Here is a 23,121-nt window from a genome sequence, read left to right as displayed (position 1 = left end):
GGTTTTCAGAGCCCCGCTTCTTCGAGTTGCGCCCGCGTCGGCAGGCCCTCGGTGTCGCCGAGCACCTGCACGGCACGCGCACCGATCCATGCGCCGCGGCGCACGGCGTCGGGCACGCTCCTGCCTTCGAGCAGGGCGCTCACCACGCCGGCCGCGAAGCCGTCGCCCGCGCCCACGGTATCGATCACTTCCTTCACCGGGAAGCCGTCGACATGGCCGGTGCCGGCCACGTCGCTGTCGTAGTAGGCGCCCGCGGCGCCGAGCTTGACGACCACCAGCTTCGCGCCGCGCTCGCGGTAGAACCTGGCCACGTCCTCGGGCTTGTCGTGGCCGGTGAGCAGCAGGCCCTCCTCGATGCCGGGCAGCACCCAGTCGGCGCGCGATGCCAGTTCGTTGACCCAGTGGCGCATGGTGTCGGTGGACGACCACAGCGTGGGGCGCAGGTTGGTGTCGAAGGAAATGGTGCGGCCGGCGGCGCGCATCACGTCCATGGTCTTCAGCGCGGCCTGCAGGCTGGTGTCGGAGATGGCGGCGAACACGCCGGTGGCGTGCAGATGGCGCGCGGAGCGCAGCCAGGCCTCGTCGACATCGGCCGGGCCCATCTGGCTCGCAGCCGAACCCTTGCGGTGGTATTCGATCGGCGGGTCGCTGCCGTCGGTGACGCGGCCCTTGAACTGGAAGCCGGTGCGCTGCGTCGCGTCGGTGATCACGTGCGAGCAGTCGATGCCCTCTGCGCGCATCGCGGCCAGCAGCGCGCGGCCCATCGAGTCGGTGCCCAGGCGGCTGGCCCAGCCCACCTTCAGGCCGAGGCGCGACAGGCCGATGGCCACGTTGGTCTCGGCGCCGGCGGTGCGCTTGAAGAACGACTCGGCGTTCTCCAGCGGACCGGGCCGGTCTGCCACGAGCAGCAGCATGGCCTCGCCGAAGAGAGCCACGTCGAAGGCGGTGGAATCTGTCATGTTGTTCTGGTTTTCCGGAAGATCTAGAACTGCGCCCGCGCGGCGCGGATGAAGTCGATCTGCGCGCGGGTCACGGCCAGCAGGTCGTCGCCCACGAGCGGGTATTCGATGGCGTGCGGCACGTCGGCCGGCAGCGCGCGCAACACGGCGCGCCACGGCGCGACCGAGTCGCCCAGCGGCACCGCGACCCACTTGTTCGGCAGGCGCTGCGCGCCCTTGCAATGCACGTAGCGCACGCGGTGGCCCAGGGCCTGCGCGGCCTGCAGCGGGCACTCGCCCACCCAGTGCCAGTTGCCCATGTCGAAGGTCATGCCCAGCGACAGGCCGGCGCCGTCGGCCGCGTCGAAGAAGGCCTGCAATGCGGCCAGCGTGCCGGCGCGCACGGTCTGGTCGTTCTCGATCACGAGTTCGACGGGGGTCGCGGCCAGTTCCGTCTTCAGGCCCTGGAGCGAACCGTGCGACGACGCCTGGAAGTCGCCGATCGACATCTTCAGCCGCTTCGCGCCGACGCGCGTGGCGGCCGCGATGCTGCGCCGGAGCGCAGCGCTGTCGAGCTCACCGCCCTGGGCCCACAGGCCCTCGGGGCTGGAATACACGGAGGCCAGGCCATTCAGCGCGGGCAGTTCCGCATCGGCGTCGCGCAGCATCTCGCCGCGCACTTCCACCGAATCGGCGCCCGCCGCGCGACCCAGTTCGGAGCACCACAACTGGCCGTGCCGCCCCACCTCGGCCGAACCGAAGGACGACAGAGAGATCAGGACCTCGAAGGACATCAGTGCCCCTGGTGCGAGCTGAGGATCTGGCCGAGGAACTGGCGCGTGCGCTCGTCCTTGGGGTTGCCGAAGAATTCCTCGGGCGGGGCCTGCTCGACGATCCTGCCCTCGGCCATGAAGATCACGCGGTCGGCCACGCTGCGGGCAAAGCCCATTTCGTGCGTGACGCACAGCATGGTCATGCCGTCCTCGGCGAGGCCGATCATGGTGTCGAGCACTTCCTTGACCATCTCGGGGTCGAGCGCGGAAGTGGGCTCGTCGAACAGCATGATCTTGGGCGACATGCACAGCGCGCGCGCGATCGCCACGCGCTGCTGCTGGCCGCCCGACAGCTGGCTCGGGTACTTGCCGGCCTGCTCGGGAATGCGCACGCGCGTGAGGTACTTCATGGCCACCTCCTCCGCCTGCGCCTTCGTCATGCCGCGCGAGCGCATCGGCGCGAGCGTGCAGTTCTCCAGGATGGTCAGGTGCGGGAACAGGTTGAACTGCTGGAACACCATGCCCACCTCGGCGCGCACCGCGTCGACGTTCTTGCCACCGGCCGTGAGGTCGATGCCGTCGACCACGATGCGGCCCTTCTGCACCGTCTCGAGGCGGTTGATGCAGCGGATGAGCGTGGACTTGCCCGAGCCCGAAGGCCCGCAGATCACGATGCGCTCGCCCTGGCGCACCGACAGGTCGATGCCGGTCAACACCTGGAATTCACCGTACCACTTGTTGACCGCTTCCATGCGGATGATCGATTCCGTGGTCGCGGCGTTTGTGACTGCGTCCGTCATGCTCGTTGCTTCCGATATTTCATTGTTCGGCCCTCTGCGACTTCTCGTGGAACACCGCGGAACCGGCTTTGCCGGGACGCTGGTGTTGCCCCCGCAAGGGGGTTGGCGTAGCGATACGAAGTGCGCGAAGACTGGGGGTCAGTTCATCTTCGGCAGGTCGGCCTGCAGCCACTTCTGGTAGAGCTTGTTCAGCTCGCCATTGGCGGTGTTCTTCTGCACGAAGTCGTTCACGGCCTTGGTCAGCTCGTCCTGGCCGGGGCGCATCGCGATGCCCATCGACTGCTGCACCAGCGTGAACTTGTTTTCGAAGGTGTTGGCGGGCACGCGCTTGGCGATCTGCGCAGCCACGGTCACCGAGCAGCCGATGGCATCGACCTGGCCCGAGATGAGGGCCTGCATGGCCGATGCGTCGTCGTCGAAGCGGCGGATCTCGGTGCCTTCCGGCGCGGCCTTGGTCACGGCCACGTCCTGCGTCGAAGCGCGGGCCACGCCAACGCGCAGGCCCTTCAGGTCGCCAGCGGCCTTGATGGGGGTCTTGGTCGCGCCGTACAGCACGATGGTGGCGGCCGCATACGGCGTGGAGAACTGCACCTGCTTCGAGCGCTCGGGCGTGATGGCCAGCGAAGCCACCAGCAGGTCGACCTTGTTGGTCAGCAGGAAAGGAATGCGGTTCGGGCCGGTGACCGGCACGATGTTGGCCTTCACGCCCCAGTCCTTGGCCAGCAGCTTGGCCACGTCGGCGTCGTAGCCGTCGGGCTGGTTCTTCGCGTCGGTGGTGCCGTAGGGCGGGAAGTCGACCAGCATGCCGATGGTGATCTCGCCCTTCTTCTTGATGTCGGCCACGGACTGGGCCGAGGCGAAAGGGGCGAACACGGTGAGGGCGGCGCCCAGGCCGAGGGCGGCGATGGCTGCGCGGCGGGTGGTGGTACGGGTCATGGGATGTGTCTCCTGGATAAAGAAGGAAGCGACGGGAAAAAATCAGCGCAATGAACGGTTTCGTTCGTGGAACGCCGCGGAACCGGCTTGGCCGGGCCGCCGGTGTTGCCCCCGGCGAGGGGGTTGGCGAAGCGACACGAAGTGCGCGAAGACTGGGGGAGTAGTCATCTCGCCAGGGCGCGGGCGCGCTTGCGCTCCATGCGTGCGGCCAGCAGCGACAGCGGCCAGCAGATCACGAAGTAGATGGCGGCCACCACCGAGAACACGATCAGCGGCTGGAAGGTGGCGTTGTTGACGATCTGCCCGGCACGCGTCACCTCGACGAAGCCGATGATGGCCGCGAGCGACGTGCCCTTGATGATCTGCACCACGTAGCCGACCGTGGGCGCCAGCGCGATCTTCAGCGCCTGCGGCAGCACCACGTCGCGCATGCGGGCGCTGTACCTGAGGCTCAGCGCCTCGGCCGCTTCCCACTGGCCGCGCGGAATGGCCTCGATGCAGCCGCGCCAGATCTCGCCGAGAAAGGCGGCGCTGTTCAGGATGAGCGCCACGCCGGCCGCCACCCAGGGGTTGATGTCCAGCCCCAGCACCGGTGCGCCGAAGAACACCAGGAACAGCTGCAGCAGCAGCGGCGTGCCCTGGAAGATCTGGATGAAGGTGGTCGAGATGCCGCGGGCCCAGCCGGACTCCGAGGTGCGCATGAGCGCGATGAGGAGCCCCAGGATCGCGCCGCCCACGAAGGCGATGGCCGACAGCGCCAGCGTCCACTTGGCCGCTTCGAGGATGAAAAGGAATTCGGGATAGCCGAAGGTACGCATGGTGTCTGCTCCGTCCGTGGTCTCTTACCGGCGGTCCGGGTAGTTGAGCGTGCGCTTGTAGATCAGCTTGAACATCGCCGAGAAGGCGAGCGCCAGCGCCAGGTAGATGGCCGCGACGACGATGTAGATCTCGAAGCTGCGGAAGGTCTGCGACTGCAGGTTGGCGGCCACCGAGGTCAGGTCGTCGGCAGAGATGACCGAGACCACGGCCGAGCTCAGCATCAGCAGGATGAACTGGCTGGTGAGCGCCGGGTAGATGGCTTTCAATGCCGGCTTGATGATGACGAAGCGGAAGATTTCCCAGGGCTTGAGGTTGAGCGCACGGCCCGCCTCGATCTGCCCCTTGGGGATCGACTCGATGCCCGCACGGATGATTTCCGTGGCGTAGGCGCCCAGGTTCACCACCATGGCCACCAGCGCGGCCGTCTGCGGCGACCAGCGCAGTCCGATGGCCGGCAGCGCGAAGAAGAAGAAGAACAGCTGCACGAGGAACGGCGTGTTGCGGATCACCTCGATGTAGGCATTGATGATGAAGCGCAGCCAGCCCGGCCCCGAAGTCTTGCCCCAGGCGCAGAAGATGGCCACCACCAGGCCCAGCACGGTGGCCACCAGCGACAGCTGGATGGTGATCCAGGTGCCCTTGAGCAGCAGCGGCCAGGCGGCAAAGACGGCGTCGAATTGAAACTGGTAGTTCATGGTGGGCGAGCGCGCAACAGGTGCAGGAAAACGCCGGATGGGCGCGTGCATGCCAAAAAGCAATGCTTGCAGCTTATATGAAACCGGTTTCAGAGCGATCTAGGGATTCCCCTAGGTGGTCATTTTGTCCTACCCCCTGCCTACACTCGGCGATGCTGAACTCGCCCTCGGCCACGATGCTCACAGAGGAAAACACGGTCGCCGCAGCGGTGCGCGCCGACACCCCCACGGTACGCCATTTCAGGCAGGCGCTGCTCTGGCCCTTGCGCCTGATGCCCGCGGCCGACGCCAAGCCCGCCCACCATGGCCCCTGGCACGTGCTGCGCGAGATGGGCGATGCCTCGCCCTGGCGCGAGGAGGTCGACGAATACACCGGCGACAGCAGCCGCTTCCACGAGCGGCACTACAACGAGTTCGTGAGCTTTCTGCCCTACGTGCAGCGCTTTCTCTACGGCGAGGGCCGCGCGCGCGGCGCGACGGACAGCACCGGCGGCGACGGCGATTCGCCGATGCGCATCTTCCGCCGCCACGACATCGCGGCCGTGCGCGTGGTGGCGCGTGCGGGCGATGCGCCGGTCATGCTGCAGGTGATCCACTGCGACCTGTACTTCTTCTTCGACATCGACGTGGTGCTGCTCAATCTCGAGGTCGGCGCCGACGACCTGGGTCTCGCACAGGCGCAGGAGATTCTCTATCGCTTCGGGCGCGCCTACCCGTCCGGCTGGGAGCCCGACGGCACCGCGCTGCACTGCATGGCCAGCGTCGAATGGCTGGCCGCAGACGGCCGGGTGCTCGCGCGTTCCGACGCGCAGCAGCGCGAGGCCTTCCTGTCGCACGTGGCCCAGCATCGCGCGCCGCGCATTTCCTCGCACTGGGCCTACCTGATGCAGCCGCTGGTGACCGACTACTCGGACGAGCCCGGCGCGCTGCGCTACCGGCAGATCGAGTACTACCGCATGCCGGTCATGGCCTACCTGTCGCTGGACGATCCGCGGCGGCTGACGCGCGACGACTTCGTGCGGCTGGCGCTGGTGACCGGCGCGGGCGCCACCGATGCCCACCTGCCGTACGCCGACCATCACCTCGCGGACTTCGAGCACAAGTACTGCTACGACCGCTTCTGGGTGAACGCCGGCGCCGCGCCCAACACGCGCTACCTGTGCAACGGCCATGCGCTGGTCGTGGTGGGCGACGCCCAGTCCGAATTCTTCTGCTGCCGCGACCGCGGCGTGCTTGCGCAATTCAGGCACCAGCACTTCCTGCTGTTCCTGATCGCACACTTCCAGAAGGCCTCGCTGCTGATGTTCTCCGACCAGCTGGTGGAGGCACTGAAGCGGCTGGACATCCGCAGCACGCCGAGCGTGAAGCAGTTCAAGCGCGCCATCCGCGCGAGCTTCGAGCGCTTCCTGCGCTTCACGCACCGCTACTGGTTCCACGAGATCTCCGAACAGGCGCAGGTGCGCGCGCTCTCGCACATGTGCGCCACGCACCTCGGGCTCGATCCGCTCTACGACGAGGTCAAGTCGCGCATCGCCGACATGAACACCTACCTCGACGCCGACAGCCTGCGCCGCCAGGCCAGCACCGTGGTGCGGCTCACGGTGGTCACGCTGTTCGGGCTCATCGGCACCATCACGACCGGCTTCCTGGGCATGAACCTGCTGGCCGAGGCCGATGCGCCGCTGTGGCGCAAGGCGATCTGGTTCGGCGTGGTGTTCGTGGCGACCACCTGGCTCACCATCTACACCATGGTGAAGTCGCAGCGCCTTTCGGACTTCATCGACGCACTGTCCAATGACAGACTGGGCTTTCGCGGCAAGCTGGCCGCGCTGGCGCGCGTGTGGCGGCCCGGGGCGGACTGACCGGACGGCAGGATCGCGCGATGCGCATCGCCATCGTCTCGGACATTCACGGCAACCTACCGGCTCTCCAGGCCGTGGTCGAGGACATCGCCCGCCGCGGCGCCGACCTGGTCGTGAACCTCGGCGACAGCGTGTCGGGTCCGTTGATGCCGCTGGAGACCGCGCGGTTCCTCATGGCGCAGGACTGGGTGCACCTGGCCGGCAACCACGAGCGCCAGCTGCTGACGCCGGGCCCGGGCCGGCGGGGCCCCTCCGACGAATTCGCCCATTCGTGCCTGGGCCCGACGGAGTTCGAATGGCTGGCGTCGCTCGAACCGGCCCTGCGCCTCGGCCCCGACGTCATGCTGTGCCACGGCACGCCGGCCAGCGACGTCGAGTACTTTCTCGAGACGGTCGAACCGTCGCTGTTCCGTGCGGCCACCTTGCAGGAGATCGACGCGCGCCTCGGCCAGGTGGATGCGCCACTGGTCGCATGCGGCCACACGCACATGCCTCGCGCCGTTCGTGCTTCCAGCGGACAGTTGATCGTCAATCCGGGGAGCGTGGGCCTGCCGGCATACGACGACATTCATCCGTTCCCGCATGCCGTGCAGACAGCTTCGCCGGACGCGCGCTACGCCATCGCGGAACAACGGGCCGGCGCGTGGACCTGCGCGCTGCTGTCGGTGCCGTACGACCATCGGCCCATGGCCGCACTGGCCCTTTCGCGCCAGCGGACCGACTGGGCGAGCGCACTGCGCACCGGCTACCTGCTGCCGTAGCGGCCGCACCTACGACAGCAGTTGCTTGGCGATCATGTTCCGGTGGATCTCCGACGCGCCTTCGTAGATGCGCAGCACCCGCAGGTCGCGATACACCCGTTCGACGATGGTGCCGCGGCAGTAGCCCGAACCGCCGAAGATCTGCAGCGCCTTGTCGGCGATGCGGCAGGCCGCCTCGGTGCAGATCACCTTCACCATCGATGCCTTCATGCGCGCGTCCTCGCCGCGCGCTGCGCGCCAGACCGCCTCGAACAGCACCACGCGCGCGGCGTGCAGGTCCATCGCCATGTCCGCGATCATGTGCTGGATCGCCTGGTGCTCACCCAGCGTCTGGCCGAAGGTCACGCGCGTCTTCGCATGCTCGATGGTTTCGTCGAGCGCGATCTGCGCGGGGCCCAGCGCCTGGCAGCCGACGTTGAGCCGGCCTTCGTTCAGGCCCGACATCGCGTACGACAGGCCGCGCCCTTCTTCGCCCAGCAGGTTCTCCGCGGGAATGCGGCAGTCGGTGAACGAGATCTCGCACAGGCTGTCGTCCATCCAGCCCATGGTCGGCATGGTGCGCGTCACCTTGAAACCCGGCGTGGTGGTGTCCAGCAGGAAGGCCGAGATGCCGCGCTTGCCGGCGGAGCGGTCGGTGGACGCCAGCACGGTGATCGAGTGCGCGTGGTTCGCGTTCGAGATGAAGGTCTTCACGCCGTTCAGCACATAGTGGTCGCCCTCGCGCGTCGCCGACGCGAGCATGCGCGCCGCGTCCGAGCCGGCGTGCGGCTCGGTGATGGCGATGCAGTTGCGCGAGCGGCCCGAGGCGATCTCGGGCAGCCACTTCTTCTTGATCGCCTCCGAGCCGTGGTCCACGATGATGTGCACGCCCGGGCCGAGCGCGGAACGCACGAAGGGCCAGAACTGCGGCGGCAGGCGCGCCAGCTCGAGCTGCACCGCCACGCTGGTGAGATGGTCCATCGGCATGCCGCCGTAGGCCTCGGGAATGGCCATGCCGTAGAAGCCCATCTCGCGCAGCGTGGCCTCCACCTGCTCGGGCACCTCCTCGGTCTCGTGGTAGCGCGGCTCCAGCTTCAGCAACGCATCGACGGCGTCGCGCGTGGCCACCCGCATCTCTTCGGCATCGGGGGGCAGGTCGAAATTCATGTGGTCTCCTTGGATAGGGGCCTCGGTGGCCCGGTGAACTGGGTGAGCCCGGCGCTGCGCTATCGCAGTTCGGCGCGTCCGTGCGTGAGCACGAGCACATCGCGCTCGACCGCGCGCAGGCGAAACGCCACCTCCGCCCCATCGCGCCAGCTTTCGAGCCGCAGCGTCTCGCCGGGATAGACCGGTGCCGACAGCCGGGCGCGCATCGCGTGCAGTCGTGCGGGCTCGAAGTCCGCGTACGCAGCGATCAATCCGCGCCCCGCCATGCCCCAGGTCGCGAGCCCATGCAGGATGGGACGGGCAAAGCCGACCCTGGCCGCGAAAGCAGGCTCCGCATGCAGCGGATTCATGTCGCCCGAGAGGCGATAGAGCAGGGCCTGGTCGGGCCGTGTCGACAGGTCGAGCACGTGATCGGGCGTGGTGTCCGGCGTGGGCGCCGAGGGCGCTGCCGCTTCGTCGGCTTGCCCGCCCGCACTCGAAAAGCCGCCATCGCCGCGCAGGAAGTAGACGCTTTCCACCGTGGCGAGCGGGCGGCCGTCGTCGTCCGCGAGTTCCTTCTCGGCATGCAGGATCGCTCCCTTGCCTTCGCCCTTGTCGACCACGCGCGTGACGCGCGTGCGACCCACGACCGTGCCCGTCGGTGGCAGCAGTGCATGCAGGCGCACCGCCTGCTCGCCGTGCACCAGCTTCATGAAGTCGATGCCGATCTCCCTGCGCTCACGCATCCAGAAGCCCGGCGAAGCCAGCACGGCGGCCATGGTGGGCAGCGCCGCGAGGTCCTTCTCGTAGACGAAGCGCAACTGCTGCTGGTCGAGCGGGTCGGCGCCCAGGCCGAGGCCGAGGGCGTAGAGCATCGTGTCTTTCGCCGTGTAGGCGTGGCGCACGTCGCCGGATTGCCAGTCACGTGCCTTGCGGTAGTCGAGCATGGGTGATTTCTCTGTGCAAATTCAGGACGAGGCCGCAGGCCAGCGAAACTGTGCGGGCTCGCGCGCGGCGAAGCGCCGCACGGCCTCCTTCGCGTAGTCGCTGCCGGAAGCCGTCGCCTGGCCATCGGCCTCGATGTCCAGCACGGCCTGCAGGTCGTGCCCGAGCGAGCCCTGCAGCGCCCGCTTCGACACGCCCATGGCCAGCGGCGACGCGCCCGCGAAGCTGCCCGCGATGGCCTGTGCGCGCGGCAGCAGCGCATCCACCGGCAGCACTTCCATCGCGATGCCCAGCCGCAGCGCCTCCGCGGCATCGACCTCGCGCGCCGAGAAGATCAGCTCCTTCGCGCGCTGCAGGCCGACCACGCGCGGCAGTGTGTAGTGCGCGGCCATGTCCGGGATGAGCCCGATGCGCTGGAACACCAAGCACAGCCGCGCGCGCTCGCTGGCCAGCACGATGTCGCACATCAGAGCGATGCTGAAACCCGCCCCGAAGGCCACGCCGTCGACCGCGGCAATGACCGGAATCTCCAGCGCCATCAATCCGGTGCAGATGCGCGAATAGCGCGCCATGCCGTCCCGGCGCTGCGCATGCGTGCGCGCGCCGCCCTGCCCCATTGCCTTGACGTCGCCACCCGCGCAGAAAGCGCCGCCCGCGCCGGTGATGACGAGCACGCGCACCGATGCATCCGCGCGAAGGGCCTCCAGCAGCTCACCGAGTTCGTCGGCCATCACCGGGTCGAGCGCGTTCTTTGCCTCCGGACGATTCAGCGTCAGCAGGGCAACGCCGCCGTCCACGCGGAATTCGATCGTCTTCATGGCGCGGGTTCCTCCAGCACGGAGACCGGCGTGCCGTCGACCATCGCGTCGCAGTACTCCGACATGCCGAGCACGCGGCGGCCTTCGCAGCGGTATTCGGTGATGCCTTCGGTGATTCGGGTGTACGAGTTGCCGCCGCCCGCAGCGTCCGGGCGCCTGTGGCGCAGCGGCACCAGCGCGCCGACCTTGCCCTGCAAGGTGTAGCTGCGCTCGGCGGTGCGCACATGGGCGGTGAAGCTGCGCGGGTAATAGAGCTCGTCGTACTCGGTGACGATGCGCCCGTCGATCACCGGCTCGTGGCGGCCGTTGCGCAGCACGTTGCCGCTCACGTGGTTGGCCTGCCCCTTGCGGCCCTTGACCGACAGCAGCACCGCGAACTCGCGGTCGAAGGTCACCGGCAGCCACTTGTACCAATAGAAGCTATGCCAGTGCCGCGGGCCCCACGACTTGTCGCGGTAGCCCGTGCCATCGATCTCGAAATGCTGGCCGTCCACCGTGATGTGGCCGCGCACCGCCATGCTCTGCTCGGTGTGGCCCCGGTACACCGCGTGCGCGGGGTCGAGCGCGAGGCGGCTGCCATCGGCCGCGACGATCTCGCCGCCGTGCATGGGCGAGACGCCTTCGAAGTCGAGCGCGATCGACGCGGGACGCCTGGGGTAGCGCTTGAAGGCGCTGCCAGGGTCGGCCATGGCGTGCGGGTCGTCCATCAGCAGCAGCTCGCCTTCGTACGTTGCGCGCAGCCGGCGGAAGGGCTCGACCACCTCGAAGCGCAGACCGCCCGCATCCATCGCCTCGTTGCCGTCGATCTTCGGCCGCGCATGCATGAAGCCGACGCGGCCATCGGGCAGGTAGACACAGCAGGTCATTTCCGCATGGCCCTCGTGCGGCCGGTTGCCCAGCCGCATCCACGCTCCGACGCCGCGCGCAGTATCGAAGGCGTTGAAGTACATGCTCTCGTTGTAGTTCGAGGCTTCTTCGGGCACGTGGGTGTACTCGTCCCGCGGGTCGAGGCGCAGCGTGCTGCCGGGCGGCATGTACATGGCCGGCCGTTCAGAGGCTGATGTGGAAGCCGCCGTTCACGCCCAGGTGCTGCCCGGTGATGTACGAAGCCGCGTCCGACATCAGGAAGCACACGGTCTTCACCACTTCCTGCGGCGTCGACCAGCGGCCCAGCGGAATCTGCGCGAGCATGCCGTCGCGGAATTTCTCGCCGCGCACCACCTCGGTCATCGGCGTCTCGACCACGCCGAAGCAGATGGAGTTGGTGCGAATGTTGTAGCGCCCCCATTCGCGCGCGGCCGTCATCGTCACGCCGAGCATGCCGGCCTTGGCGGCGGCGTAGTTGACCTGGCCGATGGAGCCCTTGCGGCCCGCGTCCGACGAGATGTTGACGATGGCGCCGCCCGTGGTGTCGCCGCTCTTCGCGCGCGCCACCATGTGGCGGCCCACGGCCTGCAGCCAATAGAACGTACCGGTGAGGTGCACGTCGATCACCTCCTGCCACTGCGTCGGCGTCATCTTCTCGATCATCGCGGGGCGGGTGATGCCGGCGTTGTTGACGAGGCCGTGCACCGCGCCGAAGCGCGCCACGGCCTCCTCCACCGCGCTGGCGGCCAGGGCCGCATCGGTCACGCTGCCGACCACCTGCTGCACGCGCGCGGCGGGCAGCTCCGCCATGGCGGCCTTGAGTGAATCGGGATTGAGGTCGAGCGCGACCACGTTGCCGCCGAGCTCGATCACCAGCTGCGCGATGGCTTTGCCGATGCCCTGGCCGGCACCGGTGACGACGATGGTCCGGCCTTCGAGAGTGACGAGATTCTGCATGGGTTGTCTGTTCGATTCAGTTTGGTTGAACCAATGATATTTGGTGTGGGCAGAACAATCAAGCCGCAGCGCGCAATGCCTTGGCGCGCTCGGCATCCTGCAGCTGGCGCCAGGCGATCTTTCCGGTGGCGGACTTGGGCAGCTCGTCCACGAACTCGACCAGCCGCGGGTACTTGTAGGCGGCCATCTTCTGCCGCGCCCACTCGATCACGTCCTCCTCACGGACGCGCGCGGCATGGCCTTCGCGCAGCACCACGACGGCCTTGACCGTCTCGCCGCGGTAGGCGTCGACGGCCGCGATCACGCAGGCTTCGGCGATGGCAGGATGCTCGTGCAGCATCGCCTCGACCTCGGCAGGCCACACCTTGAAGCCCGAGGCATTCACCATGCGCTTGAGCCGGTCGACGATGAAGAAGTAGCCTTCGTCGTCGCGGCGGCCGAGGTCGCCGCTGCGCACGAAGCGCCTGCCGTCGATCTCGAGCGTGGCGGCGCGCGTCGCGCCCTCGTTCTGCCAGTAGCCGGTGAACACCTGCGGCCCGGCCATGACGATCTCTCCCACCTCGCCCGGCGGCAGCTCGGCCAGCGTGTCGGGATCGACGACACGCAGATCGGTGTTGAAGAGCGGCACGCCCAGGCATTGCCGCTTGAATGCGGCCGGCGGGTTGCCCGACACATGCGCGGTTTCGGACAGACCGTAGCCCTCCAGGAAGTCGAGGCCGGTCAGCGCCTTCAGCCGCTCGCCCACGGCCTCGGGCATGCCGGCACCGCCTCCGCCGATGCGCCGCACCGAGCGCAGGTCGTACTCGGCCAGGCGCGGGCTTGCGAGAAAGTCGATCACCATGGTCGGCATCGCGGTCCAGTGGCTCACCTGGTGGCGCGCGATGAGCGCGGCCGCCTCGTCGCGGTTCCAGCGTTTCATCAGCACCAGCGTGCCGCCGCCGTAGACGGGCGCGTTCAGCAGGTTCTGCATGCCGGTGATGTGGAAGTAAGGCAGCGCCACCAGTTGCACCGAATGCGGCACCAGGCCCATCCAGTGCGCGACGATCACCGTGCTGGCGTTGAGCGTGCGGTGCGTGTGCATGCAGCCCTTGGGCGCGCCCGTGGAGCCGGAGCTGTAGAGGATGAGCGCGAGCGCATCGGGCAGGTGCTCGAGCGGCGCGAGCGGACCCGGCACCGCCGCAAGCACGCGCCGCAGGCCGATGGTGCGCGCGGGCCCCGGTGCGCTTTCCGCAACGCCGTCTGCCGGTGCGTCTGCAGGCCCCGGATTGCCCACGATGACCACGCGGCGCAGCTGCTGCGCGCCGGGCACCGCAAGCAGCTCGGCAACGTTGTCCGAACCGCAGAAGGCCGCCACCGCGCCGGTGTCGGCCAGGTAGTGAACGAGTTCGTCACGCTTGTTCATCGGGTTCACCGGCACCACCACCGCGTTGAGGCGCAGCACCGCGTAGTAGGCGGCGATCCAGCCGCGCCCGTTGGGCAGGCAGATCAGCACGCGGTCGCCGCGCCGCACGCCGAGCTCGTTCTGCAGGAAGGCCGCGATGCGCTCCACCTGCTCGACCAGCTCGGCGTAGGCCAGGCTGCCGAAGTCGTCGACGAGCACCGCGCGCTGCGGCGAGCGCATGGCCGACACGAGCAGGTTGGCGCACAGGTTGGTGGGCGGGATGTCGATCTCGCGAGGCAGGCCGCGCGGCCAGATGCTCAGTTCATGCGGGGTCACACTTGTCGTCCTTTGTTCTTCTGGCCTTCCTCGACGGGAGAAGCGCAGCGGCAGATTGACGCCTTGATTTGTTTTGGTTGAACCAATGATAATGATGGCGACGAATCACTGTCAACATGGAGCAAACCGAATGAGCATTCAACGGCGGGCCTGCATCGCGGGCGCTTTCGAACACCCCACGCGCAAGGCGCCCGACAAGACGGTCGCGCAGCTGCACGCCGAATGCGCACGCGGTGCGCTGGCCGATGCAGGCCTCTCGCTGCAGGACGTCGACGGCTATTTCTGCGCGGGCGACGCGCCCGGCCTCGGACCGCTCAGCATGGTCGACTACCTCGGCCTCAAGGTGCGCCACGTCGACACCACGGACACCGGCGGCTCGGCCTACCTGGTGCAGGTGTCGCACGCGGCGCAGGCCATCGCGGCGGGCAAGTGCAATGTCGCGCTCATCACCCTGGCGGGCCGCCCGCGCAGCGAGGCGAGCGGCATCGGCACGGGCCCGCGCAACGTGACTGCGGCCACGCCGGATGTGCCCTGGGAAATGCCCTACGCGCCCGTCACGGTCAACATGTACGCGCTGGCCGCGGCGCGCCACATGCACGAGTTCGGCACCACCAGCGAGCAGCTCGCCTGGATCAAGGTGGCAGCGGCCGCGCATGCGCAGCACAACCCGAACGCGATGCTGCGCGAGCCGGTCACGGTCGAGGAGGTGCTGGCCTCGCCCATGATCTCCGACCCTCTGCACAAGCTCGACTGCTGTGTGGTCAGCGACGGCGGTGGCGCGCTGCTGGTGGTGCGGCCGGAGATCGCCCGTTCGCTCGGGCGGCCGGTGGTCAACGTCCTGGGCGCAGGAGAAGCCGTGAAGGGCCAGGCCAACGGGCAGGTCGACCTCACATATTCGGGTGCGGCCGTGTCCGGCCCCATTGCCTTTGCCGAGGCGGGCGTGACGCCGGCCGACATCCAGTACGCATCGATCTACGACAGCTTCACCATCACCGTGCTGATGCAGCTCGAGGATCTGGGCTTCTGCAGGAAAGGCGAAGGCGGCAGGTTCGTGATGGACGGCAACCTGATCTCCGGCGTCGGCAAGCTGCCCTTCAACACCGACGGCGGCGGCCTGTGCAACAACCACCCGGCGAACCGCGGCGGCATCACGAAGGTGATCGAGGCGGTGCGGCAACTGCGCGGCGAGGCGCATCCGAAGGTGCAGGTGCCCAACTGCGGCCTTGCCCTCGCGCAGGGCACGGGCGGGCTGCTGGGCTCGCGCCACGGCAGCGCCACCCTCATCATGGAAAGGAACTGAAGAATGACCACGATCCCGCAGGACCGCGCGTTGGGCGCACCCATCGTCGACACCGCCACCGAGCCCTTCTGGAACGCCGCCAAGGAAGGCGTGCTCCGCATCAAGCGCTGCACGGCGTGCGCCAGGGTGCACTGGTATCCGCGCGCCTTGTGCCCCTACTGCCTGGGCGACACCGAATGGATCGATGCCTCGGGCAAGGGCTCGATCTACAGCGTGAGCGTGACGCGCCGCGCCGGCCCCGTTCCGTATGCCATCGCCTATGTGACGCTCGACGAGGGTGTGACGATGCTCACCAACATCGTCGACTGCGACCTCGATGCGCTGCGCATCGGCGATCGCGTGAAGCTGGGCTTCAAGCCCGCCGAAGGCGGCTTCGCGATCCCGATGTTCGTGCCGGCGGCGTAGACGGCAAAGGGCCGCCGCCGATCGCGGCGGCTGCGGTGGCTATTCGCTCTTGATGTTCGCGTCTCGGATCACCGAGGTCCACGTCGCATACTCCTCGGCGATGCGCGCACCCAGTTGCTCGGGCGTGCTGCCGGTGGCGTCGGCACCGGCGGTCTCGAACTTCTCCTTGACCTCCGGCAGCGCCAGCGACTTGACGATGGCTTCGTTCAGCTTCGCCACCACGTCGCGCGGCGTGCCGGCCGGCGCGAACAGCCCGAACCACACTTCGGGGTTGAAGCCCGGCAGCGTGTTCGCGATGGGCGCCGCGCCGGGCGCGAGCGGCGAAGCCTGCAGCGAACTCACGCCCAGCAGGCGCACCTTGCCGTCCTTGATGAAGGCATTCATCTGCGACGAACTGGTGCTCAGCAGCACCTTCGACTCGCCCGTGAGGATGGCCTGCGTGGTCGGGGCCTGCCCCTTGTAGGGAATGTGCGTCATCTCGATGCCGGCGCGGCGGCTGAACAGTTCGGTGGCCAGGTGGCCGAAAGAAGCGGGCCCGGCGGTCGCGAAGTCGAGCTTGCGCGGGTTGGCCTTGGCGTAGTCGATCAGCTCCTGCACCGACTTCGCCGGAACCGTCGGGTTGACCACCAGGATCATCGGCTGCAGCGACACGAGCGAGACCGGCGCGAAGTCCTTGAGCGGCGCGTAGTCGGCGTCCTTCGAAACCTGCGGCGAGATCACCAGGCCGTTGTTCGGGAACAGCAGCGTGTAGCCGTTGGCAGGCGCCTTCGCCACGAACTTGGTGCCGAGCACGGCAGAGGCGCCGGCCTTGTTCTCGATGATGACGGGCTGCTTCAGGAAGCGCTGCATCGGCTCCTGCAGCACGCGCGCGAGCACGTCCGTGGTGCCGCCCGGCGGATACGGCACGACGATGGTGATCGGCTTGTTCGGAAAGCCCGACGACTGCGCGATGCCGGCGTGCGGCAACGCCATGGCACCGGCTGCGAGCAGCGCCGCGCACAGCGCCCTCGTCTTCATGCGAACGAGGCGCTTCAACCTGTCTTTCATGTGTTGTCTCCTTTTGTTCTCGAATCCGTGAGGCGATGGCTTCAGCCGTTCACATGCAGCGTGCGACTTTCCCTCAATGCGTCGATGCGGTCCGCGCTCAGGCCCAGCAGCTCGCCGAGCAGCGCAGGGCCGTCGCCGCCCAGCGCCGGCACGCCGCCGCGCGCATGGGCGGCCGTGCGGCTGAAGCGGAAGGCCGGGTTGGGCACCTGGAACTCGCCCGAGCCGTCGTCGATGGTCTGGAAGGCCTGGCGCTCCACCAGCGGCGGCAGCTGCATCGCCTCGCGCACGGTGAAGTAGCGCGAGCAGGGCACGCCGGCGGCGTTCATCGCGGCTTCGCATTCGGCGGCGGTGCGCGACGCGGCCCAGTCGTCGAGCAGTTGCATCAGTTCGCCCCAGTGGTGCTCGCGCTCCTGGCTGGTGCGAAAGCGCTCGTCGGTGATCCATTCGGCGTGGCCGGTGCAGCGTGCCAGCGCTTCGAAGTTGTTCTGGCTCACGGGCGCGATCAGCAGGAAGCCGTCTTTCGCCTTGGTGGGGCGGTAGAGCGGACGCCTGCGCTCCGCGGGAAACTGTGCCTCCTGACACTCGTAGACCAGCAGGCCGAGCATGGCGTCCATCAGCGACAGGTCGACGTGGTCGCCCTCGCCGGTGCGTGCCGCGCGGAACAGCGCGCTCTGGATCGCGCCGAATGCCAGCGAGCCGCCGAGCACGTCGGCCACGAAGATGCCGTTCTTCAGCGGCCGCTCGACATCGCCTTCCTGGTAGTCGAGGTTCGCCATGTCGTAGCCGCTGGCGGCATGCAGCACCGGCGCGTAGGCGCTGCGGCCCGACCAGGCCCCTTCCTGCCCGAAGCCCGAGATCGAGCAGTAGACGAGCTTCGGGTTCAGTGCCGATAGCGTCTCGTAGTCGAGCCCGAGCCGCTTCATCACGCCGGGGCGGTAGTTCTCGACCAGCACGTCGCACTGCGCGACCATCTCGCGCACCAGCGCGATGGCCTCGGCCTTCTTCAGGTCGAGCGACAGGCTCTTCTTGCCCGCGTTGAGCTGGGCGAAGTAGGTGCTGCGCCCGTCGCGGCGCGGCGGCCGCATGCGGATATGGTCGCCCTCGGGCGGCTCGACCTTGATCACTTCCGCGCCGAGGTCCGCCATGAGGCGCGTGCAATAGGGGCCCGACATCATGGCGGTGAAGTCGAGAACGCGGACGCCGTCGAGGATGCCGGGCCTTCCCGGCGTGGTGTTCTTGCTGCTGGTCATCGTGCGCCCCTCAGGCGAGGTTCGATTCGGACACGGCCAGCCCGGCCAGCCGCGCGCCGCCCAGCGCGTCGAGGTAGTCGGCATGCGCAGCCGCCTCGCTCGTGTAGCGCTTCAGGTAGGCCGCGAAGGATTCCTCGCTGGCGCTGGCCTTCACGTACTCCTTCAGGTGCCGCTCGTCCGCGCGGTAGAGCGACGGCGACGAGGTCGGGTGCGCGCCGTAGGGCGCCTCCACCACCGCGTCGACCATCACGCCCGGCAGCTTGGTGAGATGGTTCGATCGGCGGATGGTGTCGCTCGACACGATGCGGTCGACCGACACGATCACGTGCCGCGACGCCTGCGCAAGCATCGCGTCGAAGAACGGCGTGGACAGGAACTGCACGTTGCCTTGCTCGTCCGCCTGCTGTGCGTGCAGCAGGCACACATCAGGCTTGATGGCTGCGGCCGCGAGCATCTTGCGCTCGCCGGGCTTCGACGGAAGCGGCCAGTAGTGCTCGGGTGTGTGGCGCGGGAGGTCGGTGCCCAGGTCGGGAATCGCGGTCCACGGCATGTCGCAGATGCCGGCGCGCAGTCCGCCCGCGATGCCGGGGCCGTCGAGCTCGTACACCTTCAGCGTGCCGTCTTCGGCCCGGCGGCGGAAGTGCGGCGCGAGCCCGAACTGCTCGAAGCTGATGAACACGCAGGCGGTGCTGCGCGCGCAGCCCGCGCCGATCAGCATGTCGGGCGCGATGGAGCCGGGTGCAGGCACCAGATCGAGGTTGCGCGCGCCCTTGCGGATCAGCGCGCGCACGAGCGCCATCGGCTGGGCGTTGAAGATCCAGCCGCCGAGGCCGATCCTGTCGCCGTCTTTCACCACGGACACGGCCTCGTCGAGCGAGACCAGCTTGCTTTTTTGGGTCATGGGGAGATCTCGTCAGGGGAACTTGCGGCGAAGGGTGCCGCGGGTATCGACGCGCGTGCGCAGGAGCCGCATTTCCTCGGCGGTGGGCATGGCGGTGACCGGCGGCGTTCCGTCCACGCGCATCTCGAAGCCGGTGGCCGCGTGGATCTGATCGAGCGTCACGCCAGGGTGCACCGAGCGCACGCGCATGGCCTTGCTGACCGGCTCGAAGTCGAAGACGCCCAGCGGCGACACCACGAGCTTCGGGCCACCCGCAGGCAGGCCGGCTTCCTCGCGCGAGTTGCCGCCTTCCATGTGACCCGGCCCGCAGAGAAAGTCGACACGCGGCACGAAGGCGCTCCTGTCGTGCCGGGTGAGGGCCACGTAGAAGCGCTTCGCCAGTCCGCACAGCGCGCTGATGCCGACCGTTCCGGGCCCGCGGACCTTGGGCCGCGCATGGTTGCCGACCACCACCGTGTTGATGTTGCCGAACCGGTCGACCTGCAACGCGGAAAGGATCGCGAAATCGAAGAAGTGGATCTTCCAGTCGATGAAGTCGATCATGTTCGGCAGGTCCATCCACGCCTCGGCCGACTCGATGTTGTCCGAGTCGGCTGTGGATAGCAGGTGGTCGCGGCGCGGATTGACCATGCCGCCGGGGCCGGATATCCACCACAGGCGCGGGGCCTGCATCTCGCGCGCCAGGTTGCAGGCGGCGAGCTGGATGTCGGAGTTGGTGCCGATGATGACTTTTTCGCCATCCTCGAAATCGCGTGCCAGCAGCACCGCGAGCAGCTCGCCGGTGGAGGGCTTGTCGTCGTCGTGCATCGTCCGGCTTGCCTCGGGTAGGGTTGTTTTTGGTTGAACCATTGCTAAATGCTAGGAATCAACCACGGCACTGTCAAGCGGGGTTCGCCTCGGGGCGGACAAAAAAAGACCGCGCGCCTTGCGGCGAGCGGTCGGTGTGCGGGCGGCGGCGAAAAGGTCAGCGCGAGGTCTTGCCTGTCGCCTTGGCTGCGGGTTTGGCAGGCGTCTTCGCGGCAGGCTTGCTGCGCGGCTTCGCAGAGGCGGGCGCCGCCGGCGCCTCGTCGGCCGCGCCGCCTTCCACCTTCGACAGGTAGCTGCGCTGCAGCCGCTTGAGGATCGACTCCATCTCGGCCACGGCCGCGTCCGAATCGCGCGCCACCAGGTGCTTCAGGAAGCGGCGCCGCGACGGCAGCACGTAGTTGTTGTCGTAGTGGCCCACCTGCCCGATGAACTCGGCCAGCACGTTGAGCACGCCGTTCATCACGATCACCATGATCGGATTGCCCGTCATGCGCGCGAGGATGCGGTGGAACTCCAGGTTGGTGGCGGCGCGCGCGGGAAAGTCGTCCTTGCGCATGGCCTCCTCGGCCGCGTCGATGTTGTTGCTCAAGGCCTCGATGTCGGCCGGCGTGGCGCGCGTGCAGGCTTCGCGCACCAGGATCGACTCGAGCCAGATGCGCGCCTCGGTCAGGTGCGCCGGCTGGATGGCACCCATGTGGTACATGTCCATGAGGCCCGTTGCGATGGCGTCGCCGCTGCGCCCACTGATGAACGCACCGCCGGTGGCGCCCTTCTGCAGGCGGATGAGCCCGGCGTGCTCCAGCGAGCGAAGCGCCTCGCGCAGCGTGTTGCGCGACACGCCGAACTGCTCGGACAGCGCACGCTCCGACGGCAGGCGCGTGCCCACCTTGAGCCGGCCCTGCGCGAGCTCGGTGCGGATCTGCTGGGCGATTTCCTCGAAGGCGCGCGCGGAGCGGATGGCCTGGAACTTGGCGACCGGCGCAGCGGATGCCTCGGGCTCGGTGGGTTGATGGTCTTTGGCGGTCATGAGGATCTCCCTGCGAAACATGAAAAGTTGGACCTTTGAGCCAATGATAAATCCCGGCATCCGCAGGCACCGGGGCTTTCTTTTCATTCACCGGCGACACTAAAATGGTTGGACCATTGAAATACCCTGAACGGAGACCGCATGACCCAGCAGCCCCTGCCCAGCGACGAGGAGCGCGCCATGCTGCGTGATTCGGTGAGAGGGTTCCTCGCCCGGCATTGGCCGGCGGCCACCGCCGTCGCATGGGCGCGCGAGCCCGGACGCGTGCAGGCCGCGTGGCAGCAACTGGCCGGGCAAGGGCTGACGGCCTTGGGCAGCGATCCGGGCGAAGGCGGTTTGCGCGAGATCCTCATCGTGGCCGAGGAACTGGGCCGCGCGGCCTGCCCGGTGCCGGTGCACCACGTCGCCCTGCTGAACCTCGCAGCCCGGCATGCGCCCGAAGCCGATTCACGCGTGGTGCTCGCGCTCGGCGCATTCGACGCCGACCCCGGCGCAGGCAGTGCCACCTTCGCGGACGGCCGGGTCGATGGCGAGCTGGCGTTCATCGAATGCGCGGGCAGCGCCACGCACCTGGCGGTGGCAGTGACGACGCCCGACGGTCCTGCGCTGGCATGGATCGACATGGCCGCGCCCGGCGTGCGCATCGAGGCGGCACCGGCCATGGGCACGGAGGGCCTGTACCGCGTCGGGCTGTCGGCCGTCGCGGCCACGGCGGTGGGCACATCCGAAGCGGCGTTGCAGGACCTGCGCACGCTGGCGCAGCTCGCGCTGTGCGCACGCGCCACCGGCGCTGCGGGGCGCGCCTTCGAGATGGCGGTCGCCTATGCCGGCGAGCGCAAGCAGTTCGGACGCTTCATCGGCAGCTTCCAGGCGATCCAGCACAAGCTGGCCGACAACCAGATCGCGCTGATGGGGGCGCGCCTCACCCAGGCGAACGCCGCGAGGCAACACGACATCGGTGCCGCCGACTGGCGCGTGTTCGCCGCAGCGGCCTGTTCATTGGCAGGCTCCACGCTGCGGCAGGTGGCGCTGGAAACGCAGCACACTTTCGGCGCGATCGGCTACAGCGAGGAGCACGAGGCACCGAGGCATTTCAAGCGGGTGCACCTCGACGTGCTGCGTCATGGCGGTGTGCGGCGCGCGAACGAAGAACTGGCCGACCACTTCCTTGGCGACGAGCCCAAGGCGCTGCCGCGCTACGACCTGGGCCCGCAGGGCAATGCATTCCGCGAGGAAGTGCGCGCCTGGCTGCAGGCCAACTGGCTGGGCGAGCGCAAGGCCGCGCACGAGCGCCTGGACTTCGCACAGCGCGAGTACGACCGCGACTTCGCGCGTGCGCTCGGCCAGACCGGCTGGATCGGCCTGGGCTGGCCGAAGCGCTTCGGCGGCCAGGCGCGCGGCGCCTTCGAGCAACTGGCCTTCATCGAGGAAATGGAGCGCGCCGAGGCGCCGCGTGCGGGCGCACCTGTACAAGCCGCCATGCTGCAGGTGCACGGCACCCCAGCGCAGCAGGACCGCTACCTGCCGGAGATCCTGCGCGGCGAGGCCATCTACGGCATGGGATACAGCGAGCCCGACGCCGGCTCCGACCTCGCCTCGATGCGAACGCGGGCCGTGCGGGACGGCGACCACTACGTGATCGACGGCCAGAAGATCTGGACCACCACCTACTGGGGCGAGTACATGCTGCTGGCCACGCGCACCGATCCCGACGCCAGCCCGCCGCATGCGGGGCTTAGCCTGTTCATCGTGCCGATGGACACGCCGGGCATCACCGTGAAGACCTCGACCACGATGTACGGCGGCAGTTTCGCCAACGTGTTCTACGACAACGTACGCGTGCCGGCCGAAGCGATGGTGGGCGAACTCAACGGCGGCTGGAAGGTGCTGGTGGGCGCACTGGCCACCGAACGAGGATTCATCGGCGGCGGCATCGTGCTGAAAGTGGCGCATGCGTTCGAACTGCTGTGCGAGCATATCCGCCATGCGGACCTCAATGGCCAGCCGATGCGGCGCGACGCGCTGGTGCGCGAGCGCATCGCCGGGCTCGCCGCGCAGATCGAGGCCGGCCGCCAGATGATGATGCACTGCGCCGAGCGCGTGGACGCGGGTGAGACGCCGCTGCACGACGCGGCCGCCAGCAAGGTCTATTCGGGGGAATTGATGGAGCGCTTCGGCGAGACGGCCCTCGACATCCTCGGCATGCAGGGCACGCTGTCCGAAGGCAGCCCTGGCGCGTTGCTGCGCGGGCGCATCGAGCAGAACCTCCGGCATTCGCTGATGTGGGTGATCAGCATCGGCACCAACGAGATCCAGCGCACGCTGATCGCCCAGCGCGGGCTCGGCCTGCCGCGCTGAGCGGCGCGGCAGG

Annotated in this window: 22 protein-coding genes; 5 read left to right on the top strand and 17 right to left on the bottom strand. The window is 68.3% G+C overall.

All coding sequences use genetic code 11. From position 1 onward, the window contains the following. Positions 1-5: 5 nt before the first annotated feature. From AACL56_RS31590 to AACL56_RS31565, 6 genes are all read right to left on the bottom strand, one after another. Positions 6-959 carry a sugar kinase gene (locus AACL56_RS31590; protein ID WP_339094227.1) on the bottom strand — a complete coding sequence of 318 codons (954 nt, stop codon included), beginning with the start codon at positions 957-959 and terminating at the stop codon, positions 6-8. A gap of 23 nt (positions 960-982) precedes the next feature. Then, positions 983-1,732: a sugar phosphate isomerase/epimerase family protein gene (locus tag AACL56_RS31585; protein ID WP_339094225.1), complete on the bottom strand. Its 750-nt coding sequence runs from the start codon at positions 1,730-1,732 to the stop codon at positions 983-985. Then, on the bottom strand, positions 1,732-2,511 hold the full coding sequence (locus AACL56_RS31580) for an amino acid ABC transporter ATP-binding protein (protein WP_339094223.1): 780 nt from the start codon (positions 2,509-2,511) through the stop codon (positions 1,732-1,734). The genes AACL56_RS31585 and AACL56_RS31580 overlap by 1 nt, the downstream gene beginning before the upstream one ends. A gap of 138 nt (positions 2,512-2,649) precedes the next feature. Further along, on the bottom strand, positions 2,650-3,447 hold the full coding sequence (locus AACL56_RS31575; RefSeq protein ID WP_339094221.1) for a transporter substrate-binding domain-containing protein: 798 nt from the start codon (positions 3,445-3,447) through the stop codon (positions 2,650-2,652). A gap of 164 nt (positions 3,448-3,611) precedes the next feature. Further along, positions 3,612-4,265 carry an amino acid ABC transporter permease gene (locus AACL56_RS31570; protein WP_339094219.1) on the bottom strand — a complete coding sequence of 218 codons (654 nt, stop codon included), beginning with the start codon at positions 4,263-4,265 and terminating at the stop codon, positions 3,612-3,614. A 24-nt stretch (positions 4,266-4,289) separates the two neighbouring features. After that, positions 4,290-4,961, bottom strand: a complete 672-nt coding sequence (locus tag AACL56_RS31565; protein WP_126021763.1) for an amino acid ABC transporter permease — start codon at positions 4,959-4,961, stop codon at positions 4,290-4,292. Between the two features lie 152 nt (positions 4,962-5,113). Between AACL56_RS31565 and AACL56_RS31560 the strand changes: the two genes are divergently transcribed. Further along, complete coding sequence (locus AACL56_RS31560) at positions 5,114-6,823, top strand: hypothetical protein (RefSeq protein ID WP_425337100.1); 1,710 nt, start codon at positions 5,114-5,116, stop codon at positions 6,821-6,823. 20 nt (positions 6,824-6,843) lie between these two features. Then, a complete protein-coding gene (locus AACL56_RS31555; protein ID WP_339094216.1) occupies positions 6,844-7,584 on the top strand; it encodes a metallophosphoesterase family protein in 741 nt (246 codons plus the stop codon). A gap of 9 nt (positions 7,585-7,593) precedes the next feature. Here the strand turns inward: AACL56_RS31555 and AACL56_RS31550 are convergent, their stop codons facing one another. The 6 genes from AACL56_RS31550 to AACL56_RS31525 are packed head-to-tail and all read right to left on the bottom strand — an operon-like array spanning position 7,594 to position 14,013. Further along, positions 7,594-8,730, bottom strand: coding sequence for an acyl-CoA dehydrogenase family protein (locus tag AACL56_RS31550; protein WP_339094214.1), 1,137 nt, complete (start codon positions 8,728-8,730; stop codon positions 7,594-7,596). A 59-nt stretch (positions 8,731-8,789) separates the two neighbouring features. Next, positions 8,790-9,656 carry a MaoC/PaaZ C-terminal domain-containing protein gene (locus AACL56_RS31545; RefSeq protein ID WP_339094212.1) on the bottom strand — a complete coding sequence of 289 codons (867 nt, stop codon included), beginning with the start codon at positions 9,654-9,656 and terminating at the stop codon, positions 8,790-8,792. Between the two features lie 21 nt (positions 9,657-9,677). Then, positions 9,678-10,472, bottom strand: coding sequence for an enoyl-CoA hydratase/isomerase family protein (locus AACL56_RS31540; RefSeq protein ID WP_339094210.1), 795 nt, complete (start codon positions 10,470-10,472; stop codon positions 9,678-9,680). Beyond that, positions 10,469-11,512 carry a DUF7064 domain-containing protein gene (locus tag AACL56_RS31535; protein WP_339094208.1) on the bottom strand — a complete coding sequence of 348 codons (1,044 nt, stop codon included), beginning with the start codon at positions 11,510-11,512 and terminating at the stop codon, positions 10,469-10,471. Before AACL56_RS31535 ends, AACL56_RS31540 begins: the two co-directional genes overlap by 4 nt. A 10-nt stretch (positions 11,513-11,522) precedes the next feature. Next, positions 11,523-12,296 carry an SDR family NAD(P)-dependent oxidoreductase gene (locus AACL56_RS31530; protein ID WP_339094206.1) on the bottom strand — a complete coding sequence of 258 codons (774 nt, stop codon included), beginning with the start codon at positions 12,294-12,296 and terminating at the stop codon, positions 11,523-11,525. Positions 12,297-12,354: 58 nt separating this feature from the next. Next, positions 12,355-14,013, bottom strand: a complete 1,659-nt coding sequence (locus tag AACL56_RS31525) for a long-chain-fatty-acid--CoA ligase (protein ID WP_339094204.1) — start codon at positions 14,011-14,013, stop codon at positions 12,355-12,357. Positions 14,014-14,143: 130 nt separating this feature from the next. On the opposite strand from AACL56_RS31525, the gene AACL56_RS31520 reads away from it, so the two are divergent. Next, on the top strand, positions 14,144-15,313 hold the full coding sequence (locus tag AACL56_RS31520; protein WP_339094202.1) for a thiolase domain-containing protein: 1,170 nt from the start codon (positions 14,144-14,146) through the stop codon (positions 15,311-15,313). A 3-nt stretch (positions 15,314-15,316) separates the two neighbouring features. Then, the gene (locus AACL56_RS31515; RefSeq protein WP_339094200.1) at positions 15,317-15,718 is read left to right on the top strand and encodes a Zn-ribbon domain-containing OB-fold protein; all 402 of its coding nucleotides are present in this window, start codon (positions 15,317-15,319) and stop codon (positions 15,716-15,718) included. A 39-nt stretch (positions 15,719-15,757) separates the two neighbouring features. Here AACL56_RS31515 and AACL56_RS31510 read toward each other — a convergent pair whose 3' ends face one another. From AACL56_RS31510 to AACL56_RS31490, 5 genes are all read right to left on the bottom strand, one after another. Then, a complete protein-coding gene (locus AACL56_RS31510) occupies positions 15,758-16,765 on the bottom strand; it encodes a Bug family tripartite tricarboxylate transporter substrate binding protein (protein WP_339094198.1) in 1,008 nt (335 codons plus the stop codon). A 41-nt stretch (positions 16,766-16,806) separates the two neighbouring features. Beyond that, on the bottom strand, positions 16,807-18,015 hold the full coding sequence (locus AACL56_RS31505; RefSeq protein WP_339094196.1) for a CaiB/BaiF CoA transferase family protein: 1,209 nt from the start codon (positions 18,013-18,015) through the stop codon (positions 16,807-16,809). A gap of 10 nt (positions 18,016-18,025) precedes the next feature. After that, positions 18,026-18,916, bottom strand: coding sequence for a CoA transferase subunit A (locus AACL56_RS31500; protein WP_339094194.1), 891 nt, complete (start codon positions 18,914-18,916; stop codon positions 18,026-18,028). Between the two features lie 12 nt (positions 18,917-18,928). Then, positions 18,929-19,723, bottom strand: coding sequence for a CoA-transferase subunit beta (locus tag AACL56_RS31495; RefSeq protein ID WP_339094192.1), 795 nt, complete (start codon positions 19,721-19,723; stop codon positions 18,929-18,931). A gap of 157 nt (positions 19,724-19,880) precedes the next feature. Continuing rightward, the gene (locus AACL56_RS31490) at positions 19,881-20,750 is read right to left on the bottom strand and encodes a FadR/GntR family transcriptional regulator (protein ID WP_339094189.1); all 870 of its coding nucleotides are present in this window, start codon (positions 20,748-20,750) and stop codon (positions 19,881-19,883) included. A 141-nt stretch (positions 20,751-20,891) separates the two neighbouring features. Between AACL56_RS31490 and AACL56_RS31485 the strand changes: the two genes are divergently transcribed. After that, positions 20,892-23,108, top strand: coding sequence for an acyl-CoA dehydrogenase (locus AACL56_RS31485; RefSeq protein ID WP_339094186.1), 2,217 nt, complete (start codon positions 20,892-20,894; stop codon positions 23,106-23,108). Positions 23,109-23,121: the final 13 nt, after the last annotated feature.

The organism is Variovorax paradoxus, assembly GCF_902712855.1.
Classification (GTDB): Bacteria; Pseudomonadota; Gammaproteobacteria; order Burkholderiales; family Burkholderiaceae_C; genus Variovorax; species Variovorax paradoxus_Q.
The sequence above is the reverse complement of the archived record's forward strand: the minus strand, read 5'-3'. Positions and strand labels throughout refer to the sequence as shown.

What these genes read in the sequence shown, in the direction of transcription:
- AACL56_RS31590 (WP_339094227.1), bottom strand. Translation starts at nt 959, where the DNA reads ATGACAGATTCCACCGCCTTCGACGTGGCTCTCTTCGGCGAGGCCATG.
- AACL56_RS31585 (WP_339094225.1), bottom strand. Translation starts at nt 1,732, where the DNA reads ATGTCCTTCGAGGTCCTGATCTCTCTGTCGTCCTTCGGTTCGGCCGAG.
- AACL56_RS31580 (WP_339094223.1), bottom strand. Translation starts at nt 2,511, where the DNA reads ATGACGGACGCAGTCACAAACGCCGCGACCACGGAATCGATCATCCGC.
- AACL56_RS31575 (WP_339094221.1), bottom strand. Translation starts at nt 3,447, where the DNA reads ATGACCCGTACCACCACCCGCCGCGCAGCCATCGCCGCCCTCGGCCTG.
- AACL56_RS31570 (WP_339094219.1), bottom strand. Translation starts at nt 4,265, where the DNA reads ATGCGTACCTTCGGCTATCCCGAATTCCTTTTCATCCTCGAAGCGGCC.
- AACL56_RS31565 (WP_126021763.1), bottom strand. Translation starts at nt 4,961, where the DNA reads ATGAACTACCAGTTTCAATTCGACGCCGTCTTTGCCGCCTGGCCGCTG.
- AACL56_RS31560 (WP_425337100.1), top strand. Translation starts at nt 5,114, where the DNA reads ATGCTGAACTCGCCCTCGGCCACGATGCTCACAGAGGAAAACACGGTC.
- AACL56_RS31555 (WP_339094216.1), top strand. Translation starts at nt 6,844, where the DNA reads ATGCGCATCGCCATCGTCTCGGACATTCACGGCAACCTACCGGCTCTC.
- AACL56_RS31550 (WP_339094214.1), bottom strand. Translation starts at nt 8,730, where the DNA reads ATGAATTTCGACCTGCCCCCCGATGCCGAAGAGATGCGGGTGGCCACG.
- AACL56_RS31545 (WP_339094212.1), bottom strand. Translation starts at nt 9,656, where the DNA reads ATGCTCGACTACCGCAAGGCACGTGACTGGCAATCCGGCGACGTGCGC.
- AACL56_RS31540 (WP_339094210.1), bottom strand. Translation starts at nt 10,472, where the DNA reads ATGAAGACGATCGAATTCCGCGTGGACGGCGGCGTTGCCCTGCTGACG.
- AACL56_RS31535 (WP_339094208.1), bottom strand. Translation starts at nt 11,512, where the DNA reads ATGTACATGCCGCCCGGCAGCACGCTGCGCCTCGACCCGCGGGACGAG.
- AACL56_RS31530 (WP_339094206.1), bottom strand. Translation starts at nt 12,296, where the DNA reads ATGCAGAATCTCGTCACTCTCGAAGGCCGGACCATCGTCGTCACCGGT.
- AACL56_RS31520 (WP_339094202.1), top strand. Translation starts at nt 14,144, where the DNA reads ATGAGCATTCAACGGCGGGCCTGCATCGCGGGCGCTTTCGAACACCCC.
- AACL56_RS31515 (WP_339094200.1), top strand. Translation starts at nt 15,317, where the DNA reads ATGACCACGATCCCGCAGGACCGCGCGTTGGGCGCACCCATCGTCGAC.
- AACL56_RS31510 (WP_339094198.1), bottom strand. Translation starts at nt 16,765, where the DNA reads ATGAAAGACAGGTTGAAGCGCCTCGTTCGCATGAAGACGAGGGCGCTG.
- AACL56_RS31505 (WP_339094196.1), bottom strand. Translation starts at nt 18,015, where the DNA reads ATGACCAGCAGCAAGAACACCACGCCGGGAAGGCCCGGCATCCTCGAC.
- AACL56_RS31500 (WP_339094194.1), bottom strand. Translation starts at nt 18,916, where the DNA reads ATGACCCAAAAAAGCAAGCTGGTCTCGCTCGACGAGGCCGTGTCCGTG.
- AACL56_RS31495 (WP_339094192.1), bottom strand. Translation starts at nt 19,723, where the DNA reads ATGCACGACGACGACAAGCCCTCCACCGGCGAGCTGCTCGCGGTGCTG.
- AACL56_RS31490 (WP_339094189.1), bottom strand. Translation starts at nt 20,750, where the DNA reads ATGACCGCCAAAGACCATCAACCCACCGAGCCCGAGGCATCCGCTGCG.
- AACL56_RS31485 (WP_339094186.1), top strand. Translation starts at nt 20,892, where the DNA reads ATGACCCAGCAGCCCCTGCCCAGCGACGAGGAGCGCGCCATGCTGCGT.